This window comes from Collimonas sp. PA-H2, from assembly GCF_002564105.1.
Classification (GTDB): domain Bacteria; phylum Pseudomonadota; class Gammaproteobacteria; order Burkholderiales; family Burkholderiaceae_D; genus Collimonas.
The window spans coordinates 5,083,005-5,105,700 of the sequence record NZ_PDBX01000001.1 but is presented as its reverse complement, the minus strand read 5'-3'; the positions used below and the strand labels follow the sequence as shown (position 1 = coordinate 5,105,700).

Here is a 22,696-nt window from a genome sequence, read left to right as displayed (position 1 = left end):
ACCAATTATTACTGAGCAAAAACGGCGAACAACAGCGGACAACAATGGACAACGGCCAAATCTTACGCCATAGCGCGTTTACGAGTGAAGCCCGCCGTATGAATCAATCAATCCAGCAGGCTCTCGTCCCAGGCATGCACCGTCTGCTGCTGCTCGCCGAGGCCATCGATACCCAGCCTGACGACGTCGCCATGCTTCAGATACAGCGGCGGCTTCTGGCCCATGCCGACGCCGGGCGGCGTGCCGGTGGAAATGATGTCGCCCGGGTACAGCGTGGTGAACTGGCTGATGTAGTGGACCAGGAAAGCGACGTTGAAAATCATGGTCCTGGTGCTGCCGTTCTGGAAGCGCTTGCCGTTGACTTCCAGCCACATCGAGAGATTTTGCGGATCACCGACTTCATCGGCCGTCACCAGCCAGGGGCCGACCGGACCGAAGGTATCGCAGCCCTTGCCCTTGTCCCAGGTGCCGCTGCGTTCGATCTGGTATTCGCGTTCGGACACATCGTTGACGACGCAATAGCCGGCGACATGCGACAAGGCCTGATCCAGTTCGACGTAACGCGCCTTGCTGCCGATGACCACACCTAGTTCGACTTCCCAGTCGGTCTTGAGCGAATTCTTCGGCATCACGATGGGATCGTTGGGACCGCCGAAACAGCTGTTCCACTTGTTGAACAACACCGGCTCGGCCGGCACCGCCAGGCCAGATTCGGCGGCATGGTCGCTATAGTTCAAGCCGACGCACATGAATTTTCCGAGGCCAGTGAACGGCGCACCGATGCGGCCGGCTGCGCTGATTTCCGGCAGGCTGGCGGCATCGATCGCGCGCAGCTGCGCCAGGCCGGCCGGCGTCAGCTGCCGCGCCGTGATGTCGGCGACGACGCCGGACAGATCGCGCAGCTTGCCGCCGCTATCCAGCATGGCCGGCTTTTCCTGCCCTTTGGGACCTACTCGTAATAGCTTCATCTGTTGCTTCCTTGTGTTTTTGCGGGACTTGGCTAAACGATCATACTATCAAACAGAGAAGCGCCAAGTCCGGCTATGCAGACGCACGGGTTTTACGTCAGAATACGGGGCCTGGCCCGATGCGGACCTCACCCTATCTCTCTTCGAATCATCTATGCCGAATCTTAATTTACTGCTGGGTTTTGCGCTGGTCGCCTTCGGCATGGTGCTGACGCCAGGTCCCAACATGATCTACCTGATTTCGCGCTCGATCTGCCAGGGGCCGAAAGCCGGCTTCATTTCGCTGGCTGGGGTCGCCGCCGGATTCGTGTTCTACATGCTGTGCGCCGCCTTCGGCATCACCGCCCTGCTATTTGCGGTGCCGCTGGCCTACGATGTCTTGCGCTTCGGCGGCGCGACCTACCTGCTCTATCTGGCATGGCAAGCGGTCAAACCGGGCGGCCGTTCGCCTTTCGCAGTGCGCGACCTGCCGATGGACAGCAACCGCAAACTGTTTTTCATGGGCTTGTTCACCAATCTGCTCAACCCCAAGGTCGCCCTGTTGTACCTGGCGCTGATGCCGCAGTTTATCGATCCGAACGGCGCCAGCATTCTGGTGCAGTCGCTGGGACTAGGTGTGGTCCAGATCCTGATCAGCATCACGGTCAATTCGATGGTGACGCTGGCGGCCGGCAGCATTGCCGGTTTCCTCGGCGGCCGCCCGAGCTGGCTGCTGATCCAGCGCTGGCTGATGGGTACGGTACTGGCCGGCCTGGCGGTGCGGATTGCGATGCAGGCAAAGAAATAAGGGAGCCTAAGGGAGTTATAAGCGCCAATTCGTCAATTATTGGCTAAGATGCAAGCTGCCCCACAAATCCGGAGTCGCCTGAATGCCGCATTTGCCGTTTGCACTGGTTTCCGCCACCGTTCTGCTGTTGCATGCCGCCGGCGTCGTCGCCGCCATCCATGCCCTGATGCATACGCGCACGCCGCAAGGCGCGGTGGCCTGGGTATTCGGCCTGGTGCTGCTGCCCTACTTCACCCTGCTGCCTTACCTGTTCCTCGGCAGCAAACGCTTTTCCGGGTACGCCGAACTACATCACTCGCGCCAGGCGCGCCTGCAGCAGCTGGACGATCCGGCCCAGCTGGCCTTGTCGGCGGAATATCCGCCGCACCCCGGCGCCCAGCGCTATCAGGCCATCAGCAAAATGCTCGGCGTGCCCTTTCTCAGCGGCCATCGCCTGCGCCTACTGGTCAACGGCGCCGCCAGTTTCGAGGCGATCTTCGCCGCTATCGCCAGCGCCGAGCGCTACCTGCTGGTGCAGTTTTTCATTATTCACGACGACGAGCTCGGCCGCAAACTGCAGGCTGCGCTGCTGGAACGCGCTGCCGCCGGCGTCCGCGTGTACGTGCTGTACGACGGCGTCGGCAGCCACGATCTGCCTGCTTCCTATGGCGCCATCCTGCGCGCCGGCGGCGTCGAGATCCATCGTTTCGCCACGCGCCGCTGGCGCAACCGCTTCCAGCTCAACTTCCGCAATCACCGCAAGGTGGTGGTGGTGGACGGCTGGCGCGGCTTTGTCGGCGGCCTCAATGTCGGCGAGGAATATCTCGGCCACAAGCCGCCGCTGGCGCCCTGGCGCGACACCCATATGGAACTGCAGGGGCCGGCGGTGGCAGATCTGCAGCTGGCGTTCGACGAAAACTGGCAATGGATCACCGGCCAGCCGCTCAAGCTGTCGGCGCCGCGCCCGGCCAACGGCCAGGCCACCAGCCTGGTGGCCGCCACCGGCCCGGCCGATGCCCAGGAAACCTGTTCACTGTTCTTCATCCAGGCCATCCACGCCGCGCGCCGCCGGCTGTGGCTGACCACTCCCTACCTGGTGCCTGACTCGGCAGTCAACGCCGCCTTGCAGCTGGCGGTGTTCCGCGGCGTCGACGTGCGCATCCTGATTCCCGCCATTCCCGACCATCGTACCGTGTTCCTGGCATCGACCTTGTACGCACACGAACTGGTGCGCGCCGGTGTGCGCATATTCCGCTACCAACCCGGCTTCACGCACCAGAAGGTGATGCTGATCGACGACGACACCGCCTCGGTCGGCAGCATGAACCTGGATAACCGTTCGCTACGGCTGAATTTTGAAATCACCTCCCTCAACATCGACAGCACATTTGCCGGCGAGGTCGAAACCATGCTGCAGGCCGACTTCGCCCAAGGCGTAGAAATCGACGTCGCCGATTACGCCAAGCTGCATTATCCGTACCGGGTGCTGGTCCATGTGGCGCGCCTGGTCAGCCCGTTACTCTAAAGTTGCCGTATTTGCAACAACATCAAAACAGAACAAAAAAACTGACTTTGCACACTGTATTTACATACAGTAGTGCTATCCTATGGCCGTATCGAATATTACATTTCACATGCCCCATGGAAGCAGCAATTCGTCGTATCGCACACCTGGATATGGACGCTTTCTACGCGTCGGTGGAGCTGCTGCGCTATCCTGAGCTGCGCGGCCAGCCGGTCGTCATCGGCGGCGGTTCGCGCCACCAGCCCACGGCCGGCGCCGACGGCAAACTGCAATTCCACAAGCTGCGCGACTACGTCGGCCGCGGCGTCGCCACCACCTCCACCTATGAAGCGCGCGCGCTCGGCGTGTTTTCCGCGATGGGCATGATGAAAGCCGCCAAGCTGGCGCCGGACGCCATCCTGCTGCCTACCGATTTCGAATCCTATCGCCACTACTCGCGGCTGTTCAAGAACGCGGTGGCCGCGATTGCGCCGCTGATAGAAGACCGCGGCATCGACGAAATCTACATCGACCTCAGCGAGCACGAGGAAGCAATCCGGCCGCTGGCGCAGCGCATCAAGGACGCCGTGCGCGCAGCCACCGGCCTGTCCTGCTCGATCGGCATCGCCCCCAACAAGCTGCTGGCCAAGATTTGCTCGGAGCTGGAAAAACCGGACGGCATCACCATCATCACCGAGGCCGACATCGCCGCCCGCATCTGGCCGCTGGCAGCGAAAAAGGTCAACGGCATCGGCCCCAAGGCGGCGGAAAAGCTGAGCGCGCTTGGACTACATACCATCGGCGACCTGGCTGCCGCCGACCCGGCTCTGCTGCAAGACCATTTCGGGCGCACCTACAGCGAATGGCTGATGCGCATTTCCCATGGCCTGGATGAGCGCCCGGTAGTCACCAGTTCGGAAACCAAGTCGATCAGCCGCGAATCGACCTTTGAACGGGACCTGCACGCCAAGCTGGACCGCGATACGCTCACGCCCATCTTCACCGATCTCTGCGTACGCCTTGCCGGCGATCTGCAGCGCAAAGGCTATGTCGGGCGCACCATAGGGATCAAATTGAAGTTTTCTGATTTCCGCGGCGTGACGCGGGATCTGACCTTGCCGGATGCCACTGATGATGCGGCGACAATCCGCCAGGCTGCGGGGGAATGCCTGCGCCGGGTTACCCTGGACCGGCGCTTGCGCTTGCTGGGAGTGCGGGTTACAGCGCTGTCGCGGAAAGAACTTGCTGACAGCGCTCCGGCAATTGTCCAGGGAGAGCTGTTCAACAACGATTAGTTTTCGCGGGCAGTCGCGAGAATGGCCAGATATCGATTGCTTGCATGCTTACAAATTAGTTGGCGCGACGCCTGCTATCGGCGGGAAATACGAGCCAGCCGCCAGTCAGACGTTATCCATTGAATCTGTCCCTCCGGATATTTCACGACATCGTCATCGATGCCGGCGCGCAGCATGCCGCTCACTTCGAACCGTTCATTCGGCACACAAACCATATCGAATGAGTAACCCTTCAATATATCGTGCTCATGTCCATGCCAATTGTCGGGGCTGTGGAGAGGCGTGATGTAATACCAGCAGGAGTAATCCAGTTTCTCGAACTTGTCGACGGCTTGATTCCGCACCTCGGTATTGTTGATCTCCACGTACACCATCGGGCGGTGGCGCAAGATGGATGCGCCGGCGCCGGCCAGCAGTTCAAGTTCGTAGCCTTCGACGTCGGCCTTGATGAAATCGAGCCGCTCCAGCTCTAGCGCATCCACTGTCGTGCAAGGTATACGCTCCGTTTTATCTGCCCACGGCCATTTCAGCGAGGCGCCGCCAAAATTCCATCCCTGGCGTGGATCCAGCAGCGGAAACTCGACCTCGCCACTTTCAGCGCCGACGGCTTTCTGCATAGCCATGACGTTGATGCAGCCATTGGCGACCAGGTTGGCGCACAGCAACTGAAAAGTATGGCGCGCCGGCTCGAAAGCAATGACGCTGCCGCCGTCGCCGACCAGCCTGGAAAGGCAAATCGTATGCGAGCCGAGGTTGGCGCCGGCCTCAATCACGACGTCTCCCGCTCTGATAATTTGCTGGAACAGCGCAACCTCCGGCTCCGACCATTCGCCATAGGTCTGCAGGCTGCGCCCCACATGCGTATCGTTGCGGTTGACGAAAAAGCGTCCATGCCGTCCTTCCGTCTGGATGAAGACGGATTGCTCGCCCGATGCCGGCACGGCGACTGTGCGCTGCGCGGCGCGCCGGGCATCGTTGCGCATCACCACTGCCCGCAAGCGGTCGGGGTAGCCCATGTAATGCAGCATGAAACTGTCGGCATCGTAGAGCGCGGGATGCGAATTGAAGGACACGCAGTCCGACAGCGGCATGGCCGCCGCCCCGCCTGCTTCTTCCCACGCCGAGATGAAAAAACGCTGATCGCCGCCCGACGCATAGACGCCGCTCTTGTCAGGCACGGCGTCTATCAATGACTGCACCCGCTCCAGGTAGGCGCGGCAGGCCGGCGTATTGCCGAATACCATGAAGCCGCTATTGAAAGCATGGCCGGAGACATCGCGCGCCAGCGTCACCGGCTTGCCTTGCGTGATAGCCGCCAGCGGTCGCGCCAGGTCGTGTATCAGGATGTCCGCATCGACCCAGATCACCTGCTCGTGTTCGTCGAAATGGCGCAGCAGCAAGGCCGCCTTGATCCAGTTGCCGCTGACTTGCTTCCCCATATCCTGCGGCAGATCCCTATAGATATAGTGAGAATAACCATGACGCAGGCAATATGCCGTGATGTTGCGCTCCGAAATGAGGGCGTATGGAGCAATATTCGGCGTATAGCATGTCACCAGCGCAACGGCTTTCCCCGGATTGACGATTTCATGCGCCGGTTTCACCGAAAGGTCGGTGTCAATATCGTCGAAGAGTACGCCATTACGCGCGCGCACTTCGTTGAGATAGCGCACGAATATCGCGACCACCCGGGCATCATGCGTGTTTTGATGAGCGCTAGGATTGAATGAAAGTACAAAGGCGGACAGCTCCGGCAAGTGATGGCCGAATGGCGTGAACAGCAGGATGGGCCGATTGACGGCGCCGACAGGCTGATCGTAAGGCTGGGCCGAGATGCCTGCGAGTTCAGAATGATTCCAGCGGTCCGCCCCCTTGTCCGGGATGTTGCGCATCTGATCCAGGACGCCGTCGACCAGGCGCAGCGCCTGCGGGCCGGATTTCATGACGAAAAAGCAGGCCTCGGGGTGATCATGGAATTCGCACTGTGCGAACCACTGTGCTGCATCGCCGATCACTTCCTGGATCGGCAGCGGCATGTAAACGGCCGCCGATTCATCGGCAAAAATCAGGGTCGTGTCCGCTGGCGCCGAGGTCAGGATTTTTCGAATCAGACTGTACTTGTAAAGCAGCAGCGTACGAGCGCCATTGTCCGGGCTGGCGATCGCGTGCGTGGCATGAGCGTAGCCATGCAGCCGGCAATAGGCGCGATGGTTTTCCAGGATTTCATCGCCAGCGGCGGTAAGCAGGATCGAATGAAAGGAAACGGGGCTTGGATTCATTGACTATGATCGAAAGAATATTGCAACATCATAGCAATTTGTACTTGCGGGTATCGGAAAAAATCAAATCCCCCGCAATTTATCTTTCGTGCCGGATCGGACGGCAAATTCAATCATGGGTGCAATGACTCATTCCTGAAATCAGATTCCGCGAATGTGCACCTGACAATCGAACATCATGTGTCACTGCAAGGCTTGACCCTGCGCGCCCATGGTGCCTCGCCTCGGCGACTTCCAAAAAGCCATCAGGCAATGGAACATGCGAGGGTCTCGTTGCTCACAGCCGTTCCTCGCTCAAGCATTCCTGAAGGTATATGGCGCCCCGTCGACCAGCTCGGCGCGTGCCCGCACCCGCAGTTCAAGGTGGGCGGCCTTATGCACGTTGCCATCTTGTTTGTGTACGAAAACCGGTTTGGTATTGATATTTCCAACCAGCTCCTCCAGCGATACCGGATGAGGCTGATAACCACGCAATATGAAAATCTGCATGAATTCACTGCGCATGAACGCCCAGCGGGCGTGCCACTGGAAATCGTACTCGGACCATACCGAGATATGCGCTTCCGAATGCTCCATCCCGCTGACATCGTAGTACAGAAATTCCGGGGCGATCACGATGGTGTAGGCGCTACGGTAAGCCAGGAAATTCAGCAGGTCGAGCGCCTGCGATTTGGGAATATGCTCGATGCAGTCGCCGATCGTTACGATGTCGTACAAACGATTTCTGCACGAGCTGTCGATCACCATCTGCGCGGCATCCATAATCAAGACTTCGTCGTATTTTTCGCGCAATCCGAAACGCTCAACGTAATCGGGCACAACTTCCATGGCGGTCATATGCGGCTGGATGCCTGCCTGTCGTGTCAACTCAGCGTATTTCCCCTGTCCCGCGCCGATGTCCAGCAGGGTCTTAGGTGCGATTTTTTCAGCCAGCCTGAGATACAAATCATTGAATATCCCACAGGAGATTCCAGACATATTTGCTCCGTCAACCTACGTTGTATGAAAAAAGAAGTGAGTACAAGGCCAGCAATCTATCGCCGCCTTAGCAATTTGTCAAATCAGGCGCCGTCGAATACTGTTGAACAGGAAACCATGGGGTCTTGCAATGACATATTGCTTGTGCCAAGACGCCGCGTTACTTACCAGTTACAACCTCAATGCAGTACAAACCCCAAGGACACAGCGCAAACCGCTGAGCCAGCGGCTTTTGCGCCAGTTCCGGAATGCGGTCGGCGTCATAAATGGCGAAGATGGGGCCAAAACCGCCTATCGACAGCGGCATGCCGTCAATCTGCGTGGCCAGGATGTAGTCATATTTCCGTAGCTGCGCAAAGCTGAGCTGCGGCATATAGCCGTCGACCGAATGGAACACGATCTGGGTATCCGCCGCCTTGCTGGCGCCGAGCATGTCCAGCACCGCGGTCAAGCGCGGGCCGCGCAGCTGGTGCTGCTTGCCGTCGTATTCCAGCGTCGGCTTGATGGTCGCCGCGGGCAGCTTGTCGAGCGCGGCCAGGTCAAAGGCGAAGGCGCGCTTGAATTGCACGTTCTGCTTGTGCAGCATCTGGTCGATCACCGCATCGACCGGGCCGCGGTTGCTGCGCTCGATGGCGCCGGCGATGGTCAGCACGGCCGGGCCGGAGGATTTGACATCCGATGCCGTGCCGGCAGCCGCGAATACCGGTAGCGCAGACACTCCAAAAGCCCCCGCAATGGAGGCGGCAGCGGTTGATATGAACTGGCGTTTCTTCATTCATGGCTCCTTGGTGAAAACAGCTCGCTATAGGCACCGCGAGATCTGCAATTGTAGGAGCGCTTTCAGGCAGCCATGACATTTTTTTTGCAAAAAAATAAACCGACAACAAAGCGCCGCTTACTGCGCTGAGGTTTTCGGCTTGACCAGGTAACCTAGCCCTGCCGCAATCAACAACAGCACAGTCGCTGTCGCCAGAGCGATCCTGACGCCGCTGCTCATGTCGCCGGCCGCGCCATCGCTCACCAGTGCGCCGAATACCGCGACGCCGACCGCACCGCCGACCTGCCTTGCGGTATTCAATACCGCCGAAGCGGTGCCGGCCCTGCTCTTCTCCACGCTCGACAGGATCGACGTGGTCATGGCCGGCACCGCCAGCCCCATCCCGGCCGGGATCAGTACGAAGCCGGGCAGCATGTGCAGGAAGCTGGCGTGCTCGGCGACGCCGATGCTGCCTAACAAGCCATAGCCTGAGGCGCCGATCAGGCCGCCCAGCACCATCGGCAGGCGAATGCCGCCCTTGCCGATCAGCCAGCCGCTGACCAGGTTCGAGAATATGAAGGTGCCGGTCAGGGGCAGGAATGCCAACCCGGCTTGCAGCACGCTGTAGTTCTGCACCTTCTGCAGATAAAAGCTGATGACGAAGATCACGCCGTAATAGGAAAAATTCACCAGCACGCCGAACAGCACTGCCGCGGTAAAGCTGGTCTGGTGGAAAAAATTCAGCGGCAGCATGGGATGCGGCACTTTGCGCTCGACCATGATGAAGGCGGCGCCGGCGACCAGGGCGATGCAGAAGCCGGCGATCACCAGAGGATGCTGCATGCCCAGCGGATGGAATTCAATCACCGCACCGACCAGCCCGGTCAGCGCGATGACCGCCAGTAGCTGCCCGAACGGATCGAAGGAACGCGCATGCGAGCTGGCGGCGATCGCCGGCACCACACGCAGGGTCAGCAAAAAGCCGAGCGCGCAGATCGGCAGATTGACCAGGAAGATGCTGCGCCAACCGGCGGTCGCCAGCAGCAGGCCGCCGATTACCGGGCCGGCAGCGATAGAAACCCCGCCGGCGGCGGTCCAGAGGCCGATGGCTTTGGCGAGCAGCTTTTTGTCATGGGCGCAGGCGTGATTCAGGATCGCCAGGGAACTTGGCACCAGCAAGGCTGCGCCTATGCCCTGCACTGCCCTGGCGAGATTCAGGAAGCCGGCGTTCGGCGCCAGTCCGCAGGCCATGGAAGCCAGCGCAAACAATAGAAATCCAGCTAAAAACAGGCGCTTGGAACCGAACTTGTCGCCCAGTGCGCCAGCCGACAGGAGAAATACCGCGAATCCCAGCGTGTAAGCATCGACCACCCATTGCAGGGCCGATACGCGCGCGCCCAGATCGGCGCCGATCTGCGGCAAGGCGACGTTGACGATGGTGACGTCGAGCTGAACGATGATGAAGGCGAAGCTGCTGGCGGCAATCGTCCACCTGACAGCGGCAGTTGTTTCATTCGCAACGATGGGCATTGGCTTGAGAGCGGTTGCGGATTGAGAAGAAGTCATTGCAGTCATCCAATCGCAAAGTAAGCAAGCCTTGATTCTGAGCGCGTCCGGGTCGCTTGTCACACAACAACAGTACGGTTACCATCAAACTATGGACAACGAACCCGACCTCAGCCGACTGGCCCGCACCATAGGCGACCCTACCCGCATTCAGATGCTGGCGCTGCTGATGGAGGGGCGCGCCCTGACCGCCAAGGAGCTGGCCTACGGCACCGAGATCAAGCCGGCGACCGCCACCAGCCACCTGAAGCAGCTGCTGGAAGACCGCCTGCTGGAAATGACCAGCCAGGGCCGGCACAAGTATTTTCGGCTGGCGTCGCCGGAAGTGGCGCGCCTGATTGAATCGCTGATGGTGTTCGCGCCGAAACGCAAGCGGGTTGGCCCGGCCACCGGCAACGATGCGATCTGCACCGCGCGTTTTTGCTACGACCACCTGGCCGGCAAGCTGGGCACCCGCCTGACCGAAGCGCTGGTCGCGCGCGGCTTGCTGAATGCCGATGACGGCCTGTTTGCGCTGTCGGCATCAGGCGAAGCCTGGTTCAAGCAGTTCGGCATCAACACCGATGAGTTGCAAAAGAGCCGGCGCCAGTTCGCCTATCCTTGCCTGGACTGGAGCGAACGCCGCGATCATCTGGCCGGCGCTTTGGGAGCGACGCTGGCCAAGCGCATGATTGAACTGGGCTGGCTGACGCGCAGCAAGCATTCGCGCGTGGTCGCCATCACCGCCGAGGGCCGCAGCGCATTGACGGCGGAATTCGACATCACTCTGGACCAGGCCTAGCGGCCCGGCTCCATCAACTATCGAGAAAAAAGTCCATGCATCAAGGTGTGCTGTCCGCATTGCTGGCTGCCGCCTTCTTCGGCGCCAGCACTCCCTTCGCCAAGCTGCTGGTCGGTCAGGTCCCGCCGGTGATGCTGGCTGCCCTGCTGTATCTCGGCAGCGGCCTCGGCCTCTCGCTCTGGTATGGGCTGCGCCGCCTGCGCGCCGGCAGCCAGGGCGCTGCCGATGGCCTGCGCGCTGCCGACCTGCCGTGGCTGGCGGCAGCGATCCTCAGCGGCGGCATCGCCGGCCCGGTGCTGCTGATGTTCGGGCTGGCGCAGACGCCGGCTTCCAGCGCTTCGCTGCTGCTGAACATGGAAGGCGTGCTGACCGCCGCGCTGGCCTGGTTCGTGTTCAAGGAAAATTTCGACCGCCGCATCGTGCTCGGCATGATTGCCATCGTCCTCGCCGGCGTGCTGCTGTCGTGGCAGCAGATGCCGCAATTCGGCCTGCCCTGGGGGCCGCTGGCGATCCTGGCGGCGTGCCTGTGCTGGGCCATCGACAATAACCTGACGCGACGAATTTCCGCCAGCAATGCGGTACAGATCGCCGCGCTCAAGGGCTTGGTGGCTGGCCTGGTGAACCTGGCGCTGGCTTTGCTATTAGGGGCAACCCTGCCGGACATTGCCAGGATAGGCGCCGCGGCGCTGATCGGTTTCAGCGGCTACGGCCTCAGCCTGGTGCTGTTCGTGCTAGCGCTGCGCCATCTTGGCAGCGCCCGCACCGGCGCCTATTTCTCGGCGGCGCCCTTCATCGGCGCGGCGATTTCGCTGCTGGTCCTGCATGAGGCTGTCGGCGGCATGTTCTGGCTGGCCGCCGCATTGATGGGATTCGGCATCTGGCTGCACCTGACGGAACGTCACCAGCATCCGCATACCCACGAGGAAATCGAGCACGGCCACAGCCACAGCCATGACCTGCATCACCAGCACGAACACGATTTCGCCTGGGATGGGCGCGAACCGCACAGCCATCCGCACCGTCATCTGCCGATCAGCCATAGCCACGCGCACTATCCCGACATCCATCACCAGCACAGGCACTGAGGCCTTGCAGGATTTGCCGGGCCAAAGAAAATGGACCGGCTGATCCACGCGATAAAACCACGTACATCAGACGATCCATTTAACCGCGGCAAGGTCCGGTCCGGACCTTGCGTTGCTTATTGCGTCTTTGCGTTCAACACCCGCCGCGCGAAGACCCAGGCCACCGCCACAAACACGATCAGGCCCAGCCATTGCGCGGTACCCTCGAACGCAGGTCCCACCAGCGCCAGCGGCGAATCCGTGCCGCTGAAACCGATGATTCCGGCCAGCACCACGCCGACCAGGCTTTCGCCGACGATCAGGCCGGACGCCAGCAACACGCCGCGGCGGTTGGACGGTTCGGCGTACTGCTCGTAAGGCAAGCCCTTTTGCTGCGCGCGCTTCTTCAGAATACGCTCGATGCCCCAGGCCAGCAAGGTGCCCAGCACCAGGGTCGACGCCACGGTCGGCGGCAGGTAGATGCCGATGCCGACTGCCAGTACCGGCAAGCGGGCCATGCCGCCGCGATGGCGCAGGATTTCATCGACGATCACCAGCGCCACGCCTAGACCGAGGCCGATCAGGATCATGTCCCAGTTCAACTGGTGGGTGAAGATGCCGGTGGCGATCGCCGTCATCAGGGTCGCCTGCGGCGCCGACAAGGCATGCGCCACGTCCATGTCGGCGCGCGGCATGGCGCCGGCGAAGCCATAGGCGTTGTACAGCAGTTCCAGCACCGGCGGAATCACCACGGCGCCGACCACGCAGCCGATCAGCAAGGCCACCTGCTGGCGCCAAGGGGTAGCGCCGACCAGCCAGCCGGTTTTCAGATCCTGCAGGTTATCGTTGGAAATGGTGGCCACGGCAATCACTGCGGAAGTCGTGAAGATCGCCAGGGCAATCCCCAGCTTGTTGCCGGTTTCGGTAGCCAGCAGACCGTCGGCGCTGCCGACCAGCAGGATCAGCAAGGAGACCAGCACCACGGCGACGATACCGACGCCGGAAATCGGGCTGGCGGACGAACCGATCAGACCGGCCATGTAGCCGCAGGCGGCGGCGATCAGGAAACCGAAAATCACGGCGAACAGGACGCTGTAAGCCACCAGCCCCCACATCACGCCCGAGCTGAGCGGTGCGGCGCTGAGGAAGCTGCCGAAGGTGGCGACCAGGATCGCCACCAGCACCAGCGTGATGCCGACGATCCAGGCCGGCGACATATCTTGTTCAGTGCGCGGGATGTTGATGCGGCCGTTGCCTCCGCTCAAGGCCCGGAAGGAAGTCTTGACGCCTTCCATCATAGGCTTGAACAAGGTAATCAAGGTCCACACCGCAGCCACGCCGATGGTGCCGGCGCCGATGAAGCGCACATCCTTGCTCCACAAGCCGGTAGCGTACTTGGCCAGCGTCATGCCGTCCGGAATGGTATGCATCGAAGTCAGCACCGGCACGGCGACGCCCCAAGCGATCAGCAGGCCGATCAGCATGGCGATGCCGGCGACGATGCCGATCAGGTAGCCGGCGCCCAGCAGGGCCAGCGAAAAGCCGCTGGAAATCCGCAGCACCGCAGGGCCGGCGGCAAACCACAGGCTGATGCCCTCGCTCAAAATGCGGAAACCGGATGAAGCCAGGGTCACGACCGCGGCGACTACGCCGCCGGCCATGATGTCGACAATGCCGGTTTCGGCTTTCGCGCCAGGCTTACCGCTGGCCGCATCGACTTCAACATCGGCGCTGCCGACACGCAGGATTTCCGCTGCCGCCACGCCTTCCGGATAGGGAAGATCGCTCTGCACCACCATCGCATGGCGCAAGGGAATCGTAAACATCACACCCAACATGCCGCCGGCGGCGCAGATCGCCAGCGTTTGCCAGTAAGGGAAGCCTTGCCAGTAGCCGATCATCACCAGGCCAGGCAGGATGAAAATAATGGAAGACAAGGTGCCGGCGGCCGAAGCCTGGGTCTGCACCATATTGTTTTCAAGGATGTTGGCGCTCTTGAACATGCGCAGCACTGCCATGGAAATCACGGCGGCGGGAATGGCGGAAGAAAAAGTCAGGCCGACTTTCAGGCCCAGATAGACATTGGAGGCAGTAAAGACGACGGTTATCAAAGCGCCGAGGATAATGCCGCGTACCGTCAATTCCGGCAGCGAAACATTATCGGCTATGCGCCCATTTTTACTAAGCAAATCGGACATCGAAACTCCATCACTAAAAATTGCAATGCGCTAATTATCCTCGAAACAGTTGCTCTCCATCCAAAAATTTGACTTCGGTCTACAATGCCCCGGTGGGAAGCTGCCAGACAAAATCAGCTCAGGATTCAGAAACGCATGTTATCAAATAAGCTACACTGTAGGGGATAACTCTTTCAATGTCCTTCAATAGCTTATCAACCCCAAGTTGGAAAGGTAAAAGCCATGACAAGCCTGAACATCAACGGCAAACAGCACGATATCGATCTGCCCGAAGACACCCCGCTGCTGTGGACCCTGCGCGACCACGTCGGCCTGACCGGCACCAAATTCGGCTGCGGCATGGCCTTGTGCGGCGCGTGCACAGTGCATCTGGACGGCGAGCCGATCCGCTCCTGCATCACGCCGATCAGCGCCGCTGCCGGCAAGAAAGTCACCACCATCGAGGCGATGGCCGAAGACAAGGTGGGCCATGCGGTGCAGGAAGCCTGGATTGCCTTGGGCGTGCCGCAATGCGGCTATTGCCAGGCCGGCCAGATCATGTCCGCCACCGCCTTGCTGAAAACCACCGCCAAGCCGACCGACAAGCAAATCGACGACGCCATGAGCGGCAATATCTGCCGTTGCGGCACCTATACCCGGATTCGCGCGGCCATCAAGCAGGTTGCGGATAAAGGAGCAGCAAAATGAGCGCCGCTTTCGATTTCGATAAAGATAGCGCTAACACCAATAGCGATGACGACAAAACCCCGGCCATCGCCTCCATCAGTCGCCGCACCTGGCTCAAAGGAGTCGGCGCATTTGCCGGACTGGCGCTGACGGTCGGCGTCAACGGCCTGGTCAGTGCGGCCGACGCCGCCGCTCCAGTCAAAAAATACGGCGGCGCCGGCATGCCAGGAGGCACCGTCAACGATCCGCTGATTTTCGTCACCATCGGCGCCGACGGCATCGTCAGCATCATTGCCCACCGCTCTGAAATGGGGCAAGGCATCCGCACCAGCCTGCCGCTGGTGGTGGCCGATGAACTCGACGCCGACTGGGGCCGGGTGCGCGTGGTGCAAGCCAACGCCGACGAAAGCCGTTACGGCAACCAGAATACCGACGGCTCGCGCAGCATGCGCCACTTCTTTACGCCGATGCGCCAGGTCGGCGCCACCGCGCGCGCGATGCTGGTATCGGCAGCGGCGGCGCGCTGGAGCGTGCCGGAAGCGGAGCTCACCACCAAGAATCATGAAGTGCTGCACGTCAAGAGCGGCCGCAAGCTCGGTTACGGAGAGCTGGCGGTCGACGCCGCCAAGCTGAAAGTGCCGTCGGCAACCCAGGTGCAGCTCAAGGATCCGGCGCAATTCCGCTATATCGGTAAAGACGTCTTCAACAGCGTCGATTTCCATGACATCGTCACCGGCAATACCCACTACGGCATCGATACCCGTCTGGACGGCATGCTGTACGCGGTGATTGCGCGGCCGCCGGTATACGGCGGCAAGGTAGCGAGTTTCGATAGCGCCGAAGCGTTGAAAATCCCGGGCGTGGTGCGGGTGATCGAGCTGAAAGGCAGCCCGCCGCCAGCCAAGTTCAATCCGCTCGGCGGCATCGCTGTCATCGCCCGTAATACCTGGGCCGCCATCAAGGGCCGCGAAGCCTTGAAGGTCACCTGGGACAACGGCCCGCACGCCGGCTACGATTCCAGCGCCTTCAAGACCACCTTGCAGGAAGCCGCGCGCAAGCCGGCCAAGGTGGTGCGCAACAACGGCGACGCCATGGCCGCTCTGGCGCAGGCCGGCAAGCGCATCGAAGCCGAGTACTACATCCCGCACCTGGCGCACGCTACCATGGAACCGCCGGCAGCCACCGCCCGCACCGCCAACGGCAAGTGTGAAGTCTGGGCCTGCGTGCAAGATCCGCAAGCCACGCGCGACACGGTGGCGGACCGCCTGGGCTGGAAGACCGACGCCGTTAAAGTCAATGTGACCTTGCTGGGCGGCGGTTTCGGCCGCAAATCCAAGCCTGACTTCGCGGCCGAAGCGGCGCTGCTGTCGCGAGCCATGGACGGCGCGCCGGTGAAAGTGACCTGGACGCGCGAAGACGACTTGCGCCATGACTACTTCCATACCGTCTCGCTGGAGCACCTGGAAAGCACGCTGGACGCCAAAGGCAAGCCGCTGGCGTGGCTGCACCGCACGGCGGCGCCGACCATCGCCTCCACCTTCGTCGCCGGCGCCAAGGGCGAACAGCCAGGCGAACTGGGCATGGGCGCAATCAATATCCCGTTCGTGATTCCGAATATCCGCATCGAAGCGCCGGAAGTCGAGGCCCACACGCGCATCGGCTGGTTCCGTTCGGTCTACAACATCCCGCACGCGTTCGCGGTGCAGTCGTTTGTCGCTGAACTTGCGGCAGCAGCCAAGCGCGACCACCGCGAATTCCTGCTGGAACTGATCGGCCCGGCGCGCCAGGTCAATCCGCAGGAGATGTCGGACAGCACCAACTATGGCGAATCGCCGACCTTGTATCCGCTCGATACCGGCCGCATGCGGCAAGTGGTCGAACTGGCCACCAAGGAAGCCGGCTGGGGCCGCAAACTGCCCAAGGGGCATGGATTGGGGCTGGCGGTGGCCTACAGTTTCATGTCGTATGTCGCCGCGGTAATCGAAGTGGTGGTTGGCGCCGATGGCGAAATCAGCATTCCGCGGGTCGACATGGCGATCGATTGCGGCCCGCAGATCACGCCGGACCGCATCCGTTCGCAAGTCGAGGGCGCCTGCATCATGGGCCTGAGCCTGGCGCTGACGGGAGAAATCACCTTCAAGAACGGCAGCGCCGAGCAAGGCAATTTCCATGAGTACGAAGTGCTGCGCGCCTTCAGCGCCCCGCGCGATCTGCGGGTGCACATGGTGCCGCCCAAGTCCAATATGTACGATACGCCGCTCGGCGGCGTCGGCGAACCGGGCACGCCGCCCATCGCGCCGGCCCTGTGCAACGCCATTTTTGCGGCGACCGGCAAGCGCATCCGCAATCTGCCGATCCGGGACCAGCTGAAAAAGAGCTGAGCCCAGCCGCCTTGCGTCTTGGATAACGGCCATGCGACTTGAGGTGCATGGCCGTTATTATTTCATCCATGACGGTTTCGGCATGATGACAAGGCGCGCACCGAGTCCGCACAAGTTAATCCAGCCAGCTCGCGCAATCTGATTCAGTCAAGTTTTTGACTGGCAACCAGTACACCATCAGCATCGGCATAAATCCAGGCGCCGGGCGCGATTGTCACGCCAGCGATCGAGACGCTGATGTCGCGCTCCCCTACTCCCTTGCGGACACTGCGTTGCGGGTGCAGCGCCAGTGCGCGAACGCCGATATCGCAGGCATTCAGTTCCGCCGAATCGCGCACGCAGCCGTAGACGACGATGCCGGCCCAGCCGTTTTTCTGCGCCAGCACGCCGAGGTTGCCGCCGACCAGCGCGCAACGCAGGCTGCCGCCGCCGTCGACCACCAGCACCTGGCCGTCGCCGGCGGTTTCCAGCGTGCTGCGCACCAGCACATTGTCTTCATGTACTTTGAGGGTGCGCGCCGGACCGCAAAACTCCTGGCGCTTGCCGAGAGAAATAAACACCGGCGGCAATACCGCCAGGGCGGCGCTGCCAAGCTTGTCTTCGTTGGCGTCGCACAGATCACAGGTGGCGAAAGTCATTGCATCTCCGTTGCAGGCAGTGTTGTTCAGCTTGGTTCTTCGGGCGGCTCAGCCGAAAATGTCAAGCCACCGAATTTCTTGACACTATACATCCGCTTGTCGGCTACTTTCAACAAGGTTTCCAGATCGAGGCCGTCGGCAGGATACAGCGCGCCGCCGATGGATGCGCCGATCTGGCAGTGGTCGCCATTGGCCATCAGGATCGGCTTGTTCAGCACCGCATAGATTTTTTCCGAAATCGCCAGCGCCGATTCCTCATCGGCGACGCCCGGCAGGTAAACGATGAACTCATCGCCGCCGAAGCGCGCTACTTCATCCTCTTTGCGCAAGGCGTTCTGCAGGCGCAGGCCTACTTCGATCAGGACCCGGTCGCCTTCATCGTGGCCGTAGTGATCGTTGACCTGCTTGAACTTGTCCAGGTCGACGAACAGCACCGCAAACCTGAACAGCTGCGGCTCGACGTCGGTGCGCCGGCGAAATTCAATTTGCGCAATCAGCGAATCGCGGTTCAGCAGGCTGGTCAGGCGGTCGGTGCGCAGATGGCGCTCCATCTCCTGGAAGCTCTCGGCCAGTTCGCCGATCTCGTCCTTGCGGTCGATATTCAGCTTGGCAAACGGCCGGCCGCTGCCTATGCTGCGCACCGCCAGCGTCAGTTTGCGGATATCGCGCAAGGCCCAGCGCAAGATCCCGTAGCCGGCCAGCAAAGCCAGCAGGATCACCAGCAGGCCGAGATACAGGCTTTTGTAGACGCTGGAGTTGATCGCGCCCCAGAAATCGGAGCGCGGCAAAGCCACCACTGCGATCCATTCCAGTCCCGCCGCATCGCGATGCAATTGCGCGGCCACCTCGATCTGCCCGGAGGCGCTGGGAAAGGCGCCGACGATAAGCTTGCCAGGTTTGGGCGGATTGAGCGTCAAGGGAATGACCGGGTCGGTAATCGGCACCACCCCGGGGTGCTTCTGCAGATAGGTTTGCACCAGTTGCCAGCTTTGACGCATGAACGGTGAAGCGATGCTGGCGAGCCCGTTCCTGACACGCAGGTCCTTGCCGCCGGGATCAGGGATGAACACATTTTCGCCATTCGACGCAGCAACCAGGTCGCCGTTGCGTTCGGCAATATAGGCCACGCCATTCCTGTCCATCGGCAGCGCCTGCAGGTATTCTCGCAACGGTTTCAGCGACAGTTCCCTGGCGACCACGCCGATCAAATCGTGGCTGGCGTCAAACACTGGCCGCGCCAGCATCAGGGCCGGCTCGTTGCTGGCGGCCTCGACAAACATCGGCGACCAGGCATCTTTTTTCTGGCTGGCGGCATTCAGGTACCAGCTTTGCGCGCGCGGCTCGTATTCCTCCGTCTCGAGAAATGTCATTTCAACTGCCGGACCACGACTGCGGTATAAATGGCTGGGCTCGTCGCCGGCTCCTCTCAGGCGGACCCGGAATTCATTGGCGGCGGTGCGGCGGATGCCGACGAAATGCCCGTCTGTGCCGGCAAAACCGATAAAGCCGCCCACCGCGGGAAACAGGCCGCTGGCAATCCACATGCGCTCTTCCAGCCGACGTACATTGGCAGGAAAGGGAATCGGCGTCGGTGTCTTGTTGGCGGCATCGGCGACTTGATCAGGCGCGACTACCCGCAACGCCGCGCCGGCGTCGAAAAGTTGCCTGTTGATTGCACTGTTGATGCCTCCCATCATGTCTGCCAGGACCTTTTGCGATAACGCATCGGTAGCATCCTGGCCAGCCTGATAAAGAAGCCAGCCGACTGAGACGGCCAGACATAACAATAGCGCTGCAAACGGCAAAATGAATAAGCGTTGCAGTGAAGTTCGCTTCAAAATTGCCTCGAAATAACACAAGAATCGGCAATATCCGACTTAAAGAAACTACTACTGCATCTTGGCGTTACCAACGCAAATGCTGCTCTACAGCAGACTTAAATGCACAATTTATAACATTCGATTATTACAGCACCAAGACAGCAGTGTAAACGGCATCAATCTGAAAAAAGGCCACACGGCGACGCCATGTGACCTTTATAAAGCAACAGGATGAAGCTTGTTGCGATTTTACTCTTTTGCGCCTGCGAAATTCAGGCTTAAGTTGTTACTTTAAAAACAATCTCACTATTGTTAACATTTACATGAACAGTGTCCTTAGGTCCGAATTTTCCCTCCAGGATCAATTTCGAGAGAGGATTTTCTATCTGCTGCTGAATTGCCCGCTTCAGCGGCCGCGCCCCATACACCGGATCGAAACCAGCCTCGGCGATTTTCTGCAGGCCGGCTTCTGAGATTTCCAGGCCCATGTCCATTTTCGCCAGGCGTTGCTCCAGTATCTTCAGCTGGATCAGGGCAATCGCACCGATGTTTTTCTCGTCGAGCGCATGGAACACCACGATTTCATCTATACGGTTGATAAACTCTGGACGGAAATGGTTCCTTACTTCCGCCATTACTTCCATTTTTACTACTGCCGGATCGCTGCCTTCCATCGCCTGGATCCGGTGCGAACCGAGATTCGATGTCATCACGATAACCGTATTCTTGAAATCCACGGTACGGCCCTGGCCGTCGGTCATGCGACCGTCGTCCAGCACCTGCAGCAACACGTTGAATACGTCCGGATGGGCTTTTTCAATCTCATCCAGCAAGATCACGCTGTAGGGCTTGCGCCGCACCAGTTCAGTCAGGTAACCACCCTCCTCGTAGCCGACATAGCCCGGCGGTGCGCCGATCAGCCGAGCCACCGAATGCTTCTCCATGAATTCGCTCATGTCGATGCGGATCATCGAATCGGTGCTGTCGAACAGGAAGCTGGCCAGCGCCTTGCACAACTCGGTCTTGCCGACGCCGGTCGGGCCTAGGAACATGAAGGAACCGTAGGGCCGGTCAGGATCGCTCAGGCCGGCGCGCGAACGGCGGATGGCGTCCGAGACAGCGACGATAGCCTCGTCCTGGCCCACCACTCGGCGATGCAGTTCTGCCTCCATATTGACCAGTTTCTCGCGCTCGCCCTGCAGCATCTTCGACACCGGGATGCCAGTCATGCGCGACACGATCTCGGCAATTTCATCAGCGCCGACCTGAGTCCGCACTAGTTGCGGCTTGCCTTCGGGATCCGGATGCTGCGCGGCCAGCGCATCCTGCTTCGACTGCGCCTCCAGCGCTTTCTCCAGCTCGTTGAGCTTGCCGTATTTCAGTTCCGACACCTTTTGCCAGTCGCTGTTGCGAGTCGCCTCGTCGATCTGCAGGCGCAGCTTCTCGATTTCCTCTTTCAGATGCTTGCTGCCCTGGGCGCTGGCTTTCTCCGACTTCCAGATTTCTTCCAGGTCGGCATATTCGCGCGACAGCTTCTCGATTTCGTCTTCGATCAGGGTGAAGCGTTTTTGCGACGCTTCGTCTTTCTCGCGGCGCACGGCCTCGCGCTCGATCTTAAGCTGGATCAGGCGCCTGTCGAGCTTGTCCATCACCTCCGGCTTGGAATCGATTTCAATCTTGATCTTGGCCGCCGCTTCATCGATCAGGTCGATCGCCTTGTCAGGCAAGAAACGGTCGGTGATGTAGCGATGCGACAATTCCGCCGCCGCGACGATCGCCGGATCGGTGATTTCCACCCCGTGATGGACTTCGTATTTTTCCTGCAAGCCGCGCAGGATCGCAATCGTGGCTTCGACGCTAGGTTCATCCACCAGGATCTTTTGGAATCGGCGTTCCAGCGCCGCATCCTTTTCGATGTATTTGCGATATTCGTCCAGGGTGGTGGCGCCGACGCAATGCAGCTCGCCGCGCGCCAGCGCCGGTTTCAGCATATTGCCGGCATCCATCGCGCCTTCCGCCTTGCCGGCGCCGACCATGGTGTGCAGCTCGTCGATGAAGACAATGGTCTGGCCCTCGTCCTGGGCAATTTCCTTGAGCACGGCTTTCAGGCGTTCTTCGAACTCGCCGCGGAATTTTGCGCCCGCCAGCAGGGACGCCATGTCGAGCGACAAGACGCGCTTGGATTTCAGGCTGTCGGGCACTTCACCATTCACAATGCGCTGCGCCAGCCCTTCCACAATCGCGGTCTTGCCGACCCCGGGTTCGCCGATCAGCACCGGATTATTCTTGCTGCGGCGCTGCAAGATCTGGATCGCGCGACGGATTTCATCGTCGCGGCCGATCACCGGATCGAGCTTGCCGAGACGCGCCCGCTCGGTCAGGTCCAAAGTGTATTTTTTCAATGCTTCGCGCTGCCCTTCGCCATCCTGCGACGCAACATTGGCGCCGCCGCGCACTGCCGTAATTGCCGCTTCCAGCGCCTTGCGCGTGAGGCCGTTTTCGCGCGCCAGCCGGCCTGCATCGGATTTATCGTCGAGCAGGGCCAGCAGCAGCATTTCGCTGGCGATGAACTGATCGCCGCGTTTTTGCGCTTCCTTGTCGGCCAGGTTAAGCAAAGCCAGCAGCTCACGTCCGATCTGCACTTCACCGCCGCTGCCGCTGACCTTGGGCAGACGGTCCAGCGCAGCCTTGAGCCCGGCGCCCAGCGCCGCAACGTTGACCCCGGCCCGCTGCAACAGCGAAGTGGCGCTGCCATCGTCCTGGTTCAACAGGGCGATCAAGGCATGCACCGGATCTATGTATTGATTATCGTTACCGACCGCTTGGCTCTGCGCGTCGGAAATCGCTTCCTGCAACTTCGTGGTTAGTTTATCGAAACGCATGGTTCCTCCAAAATATCTGATAGATAGAAAATTGGGACATGCCGGCTGATTTCAAGCGCGTGCAGACAAACTAAGCTGGAGAATAGGTCGCTATCGCTATCAAAGAAAAAATAGCATCGGACAAGACGTTAAAAAGCCCTTCACTTGGAAGGG

General features: G+C 60.4%; 16 protein-coding genes. 7 read left to right on the top strand and 9 right to left on the bottom strand.

Translation table 11 applies throughout. The annotated features are described in order from the left end of the window. Nucleotides 1-107: 107 nt before the first annotated feature. On the bottom strand, nt 108-968 hold the full coding sequence (locus tag BCF11_RS23410) for a fumarylacetoacetate hydrolase family protein (protein ID WP_098496864.1): 861 nt from the start codon (nt 966-968) through the stop codon (nt 108-110). Nucleotides 969-1,122: 154 nt separating this feature from the next. On the opposite strand from BCF11_RS23410, the gene BCF11_RS23405 reads away from it, so the two are divergent. The 3 genes from BCF11_RS23405 to dinB all read left to right on the top strand — a co-directional run bounded on the left by BCF11_RS23405 (nt 1,123) and on the right by dinB (nt 4,533). Continuing rightward, a complete protein-coding gene (locus tag BCF11_RS23405) occupies nt 1,123-1,755 on the top strand; it encodes a LysE family translocator (protein ID WP_098496863.1) in 633 nt (210 codons plus the stop codon). A gap of 82 nt (nt 1,756-1,837) precedes the next feature. Beyond that, on the top strand, nt 1,838-3,259 hold the full coding sequence (gene cls, locus BCF11_RS23400; RefSeq protein ID WP_098496862.1) for a cardiolipin synthase: 1,422 nt from the start codon (nt 1,838-1,840) through the stop codon (nt 3,257-3,259). A gap of 116 nt (nt 3,260-3,375) precedes the next feature. Further along, nucleotides 3,376-4,533, top strand: coding sequence for a DNA polymerase IV (dinB, locus tag BCF11_RS23395; RefSeq protein WP_098496861.1), 1,158 nt, complete (start codon nt 3,376-3,378; stop codon nt 4,531-4,533). Nucleotides 4,534-4,607: 74 nt separating this feature from the next. Here the strand turns inward: dinB and BCF11_RS28425 are convergent, their stop codons facing one another. From BCF11_RS28425 to BCF11_RS23375, 4 genes are all read right to left on the bottom strand, one after another. Continuing rightward, the gene (locus BCF11_RS28425; protein WP_233212612.1) at nt 4,608-6,812 is read right to left on the bottom strand and encodes an FkbM family methyltransferase; all 2,205 of its coding nucleotides are present in this window, start codon (nt 6,810-6,812) and stop codon (nt 4,608-4,610) included. A gap of 294 nt (nt 6,813-7,106) precedes the next feature. Further along, a complete protein-coding gene (locus tag BCF11_RS23385; protein WP_143751432.1) occupies nt 7,107-7,790 on the bottom strand; it encodes a methyltransferase domain-containing protein in 684 nt (227 codons plus the stop codon). Nucleotides 7,791-7,950: 160 nt separating this feature from the next. After that, the gene (locus tag BCF11_RS23380; RefSeq protein ID WP_098496859.1) at nt 7,951-8,565 is read right to left on the bottom strand and encodes a molybdopterin-dependent oxidoreductase; all 615 of its coding nucleotides are present in this window, start codon (nt 8,563-8,565) and stop codon (nt 7,951-7,953) included. Between the two features lie 120 nt (nt 8,566-8,685). After that, the gene (locus BCF11_RS23375) at nt 8,686-10,077 is read right to left on the bottom strand and encodes an MFS transporter (protein ID WP_098496858.1); all 1,392 of its coding nucleotides are present in this window, start codon (nt 10,075-10,077) and stop codon (nt 8,686-8,688) included. A gap of 127 nt (nt 10,078-10,204) precedes the next feature. On the opposite strand from BCF11_RS23375, the gene BCF11_RS23370 reads away from it, so the two are divergent. Continuing rightward, entirely contained in the window at nt 10,205-10,894 is a 690-nt protein-coding gene (locus tag BCF11_RS23370; RefSeq protein ID WP_098496857.1) for a helix-turn-helix transcriptional regulator, read from the top strand. A 35-nt stretch (nt 10,895-10,929) separates the two neighbouring features. Further along, a complete protein-coding gene (locus BCF11_RS23365; protein WP_098496856.1) occupies nt 10,930-11,979 on the top strand; it encodes a DMT family transporter in 1,050 nt (349 codons plus the stop codon). 116 nt (nt 11,980-12,095) lie between these two features. On the opposite strand, the gene BCF11_RS23360 is transcribed toward BCF11_RS23365, so the two are convergent. Next, nucleotides 12,096-14,156, bottom strand: a complete 2,061-nt coding sequence (locus tag BCF11_RS23360; protein WP_098496855.1) for an OPT family oligopeptide transporter — start codon at nt 14,154-14,156, stop codon at nt 12,096-12,098. A 222-nt stretch (nt 14,157-14,378) separates the two neighbouring features. Between BCF11_RS23360 and BCF11_RS23355 the strand changes: the two genes are divergently transcribed. Both BCF11_RS23355 and BCF11_RS23350 read left to right on the top strand, forming a co-directional pair. Further along, nucleotides 14,379-14,843, top strand: a complete 465-nt coding sequence (locus BCF11_RS23355) for a (2Fe-2S)-binding protein (protein WP_098496854.1) — start codon at nt 14,379-14,381, stop codon at nt 14,841-14,843. After that, entirely contained in the window at nt 14,840-17,203 is a 2,364-nt protein-coding gene (locus tag BCF11_RS23350) for a xanthine dehydrogenase family protein molybdopterin-binding subunit (protein WP_098496853.1), read from the top strand. The genes BCF11_RS23355 and BCF11_RS23350 overlap by 4 nt, the downstream gene beginning before the upstream one ends. Nucleotides 17,204-17,346: 143 nt before the next feature. On the opposite strand, the gene rraA is transcribed toward BCF11_RS23350, so the two are convergent. From rraA to clpB, 3 genes are all read right to left on the bottom strand, one after another. Continuing rightward, a complete protein-coding gene (gene rraA, locus BCF11_RS23345; RefSeq protein WP_098496852.1) occupies nt 17,347-17,841 on the bottom strand; it encodes a ribonuclease E activity regulator RraA in 495 nt (164 codons plus the stop codon). A 26-nt stretch (nt 17,842-17,867) separates the two neighbouring features. After that, the gene (locus BCF11_RS23340) at nt 17,868-19,679 is read right to left on the bottom strand and encodes a sensor domain-containing diguanylate cyclase (protein ID WP_143751430.1); all 1,812 of its coding nucleotides are present in this window, start codon (nt 19,677-19,679) and stop codon (nt 17,868-17,870) included. 260 nt (nt 19,680-19,939) lie between these two features. After that, nucleotides 19,940-22,543, bottom strand: a complete 2,604-nt coding sequence (clpB, locus tag BCF11_RS23335; protein WP_098496850.1) for an ATP-dependent chaperone ClpB — start codon at nt 22,541-22,543, stop codon at nt 19,940-19,942. Between the last annotated feature and the right edge of the window lie 153 nt (nt 22,544-22,696).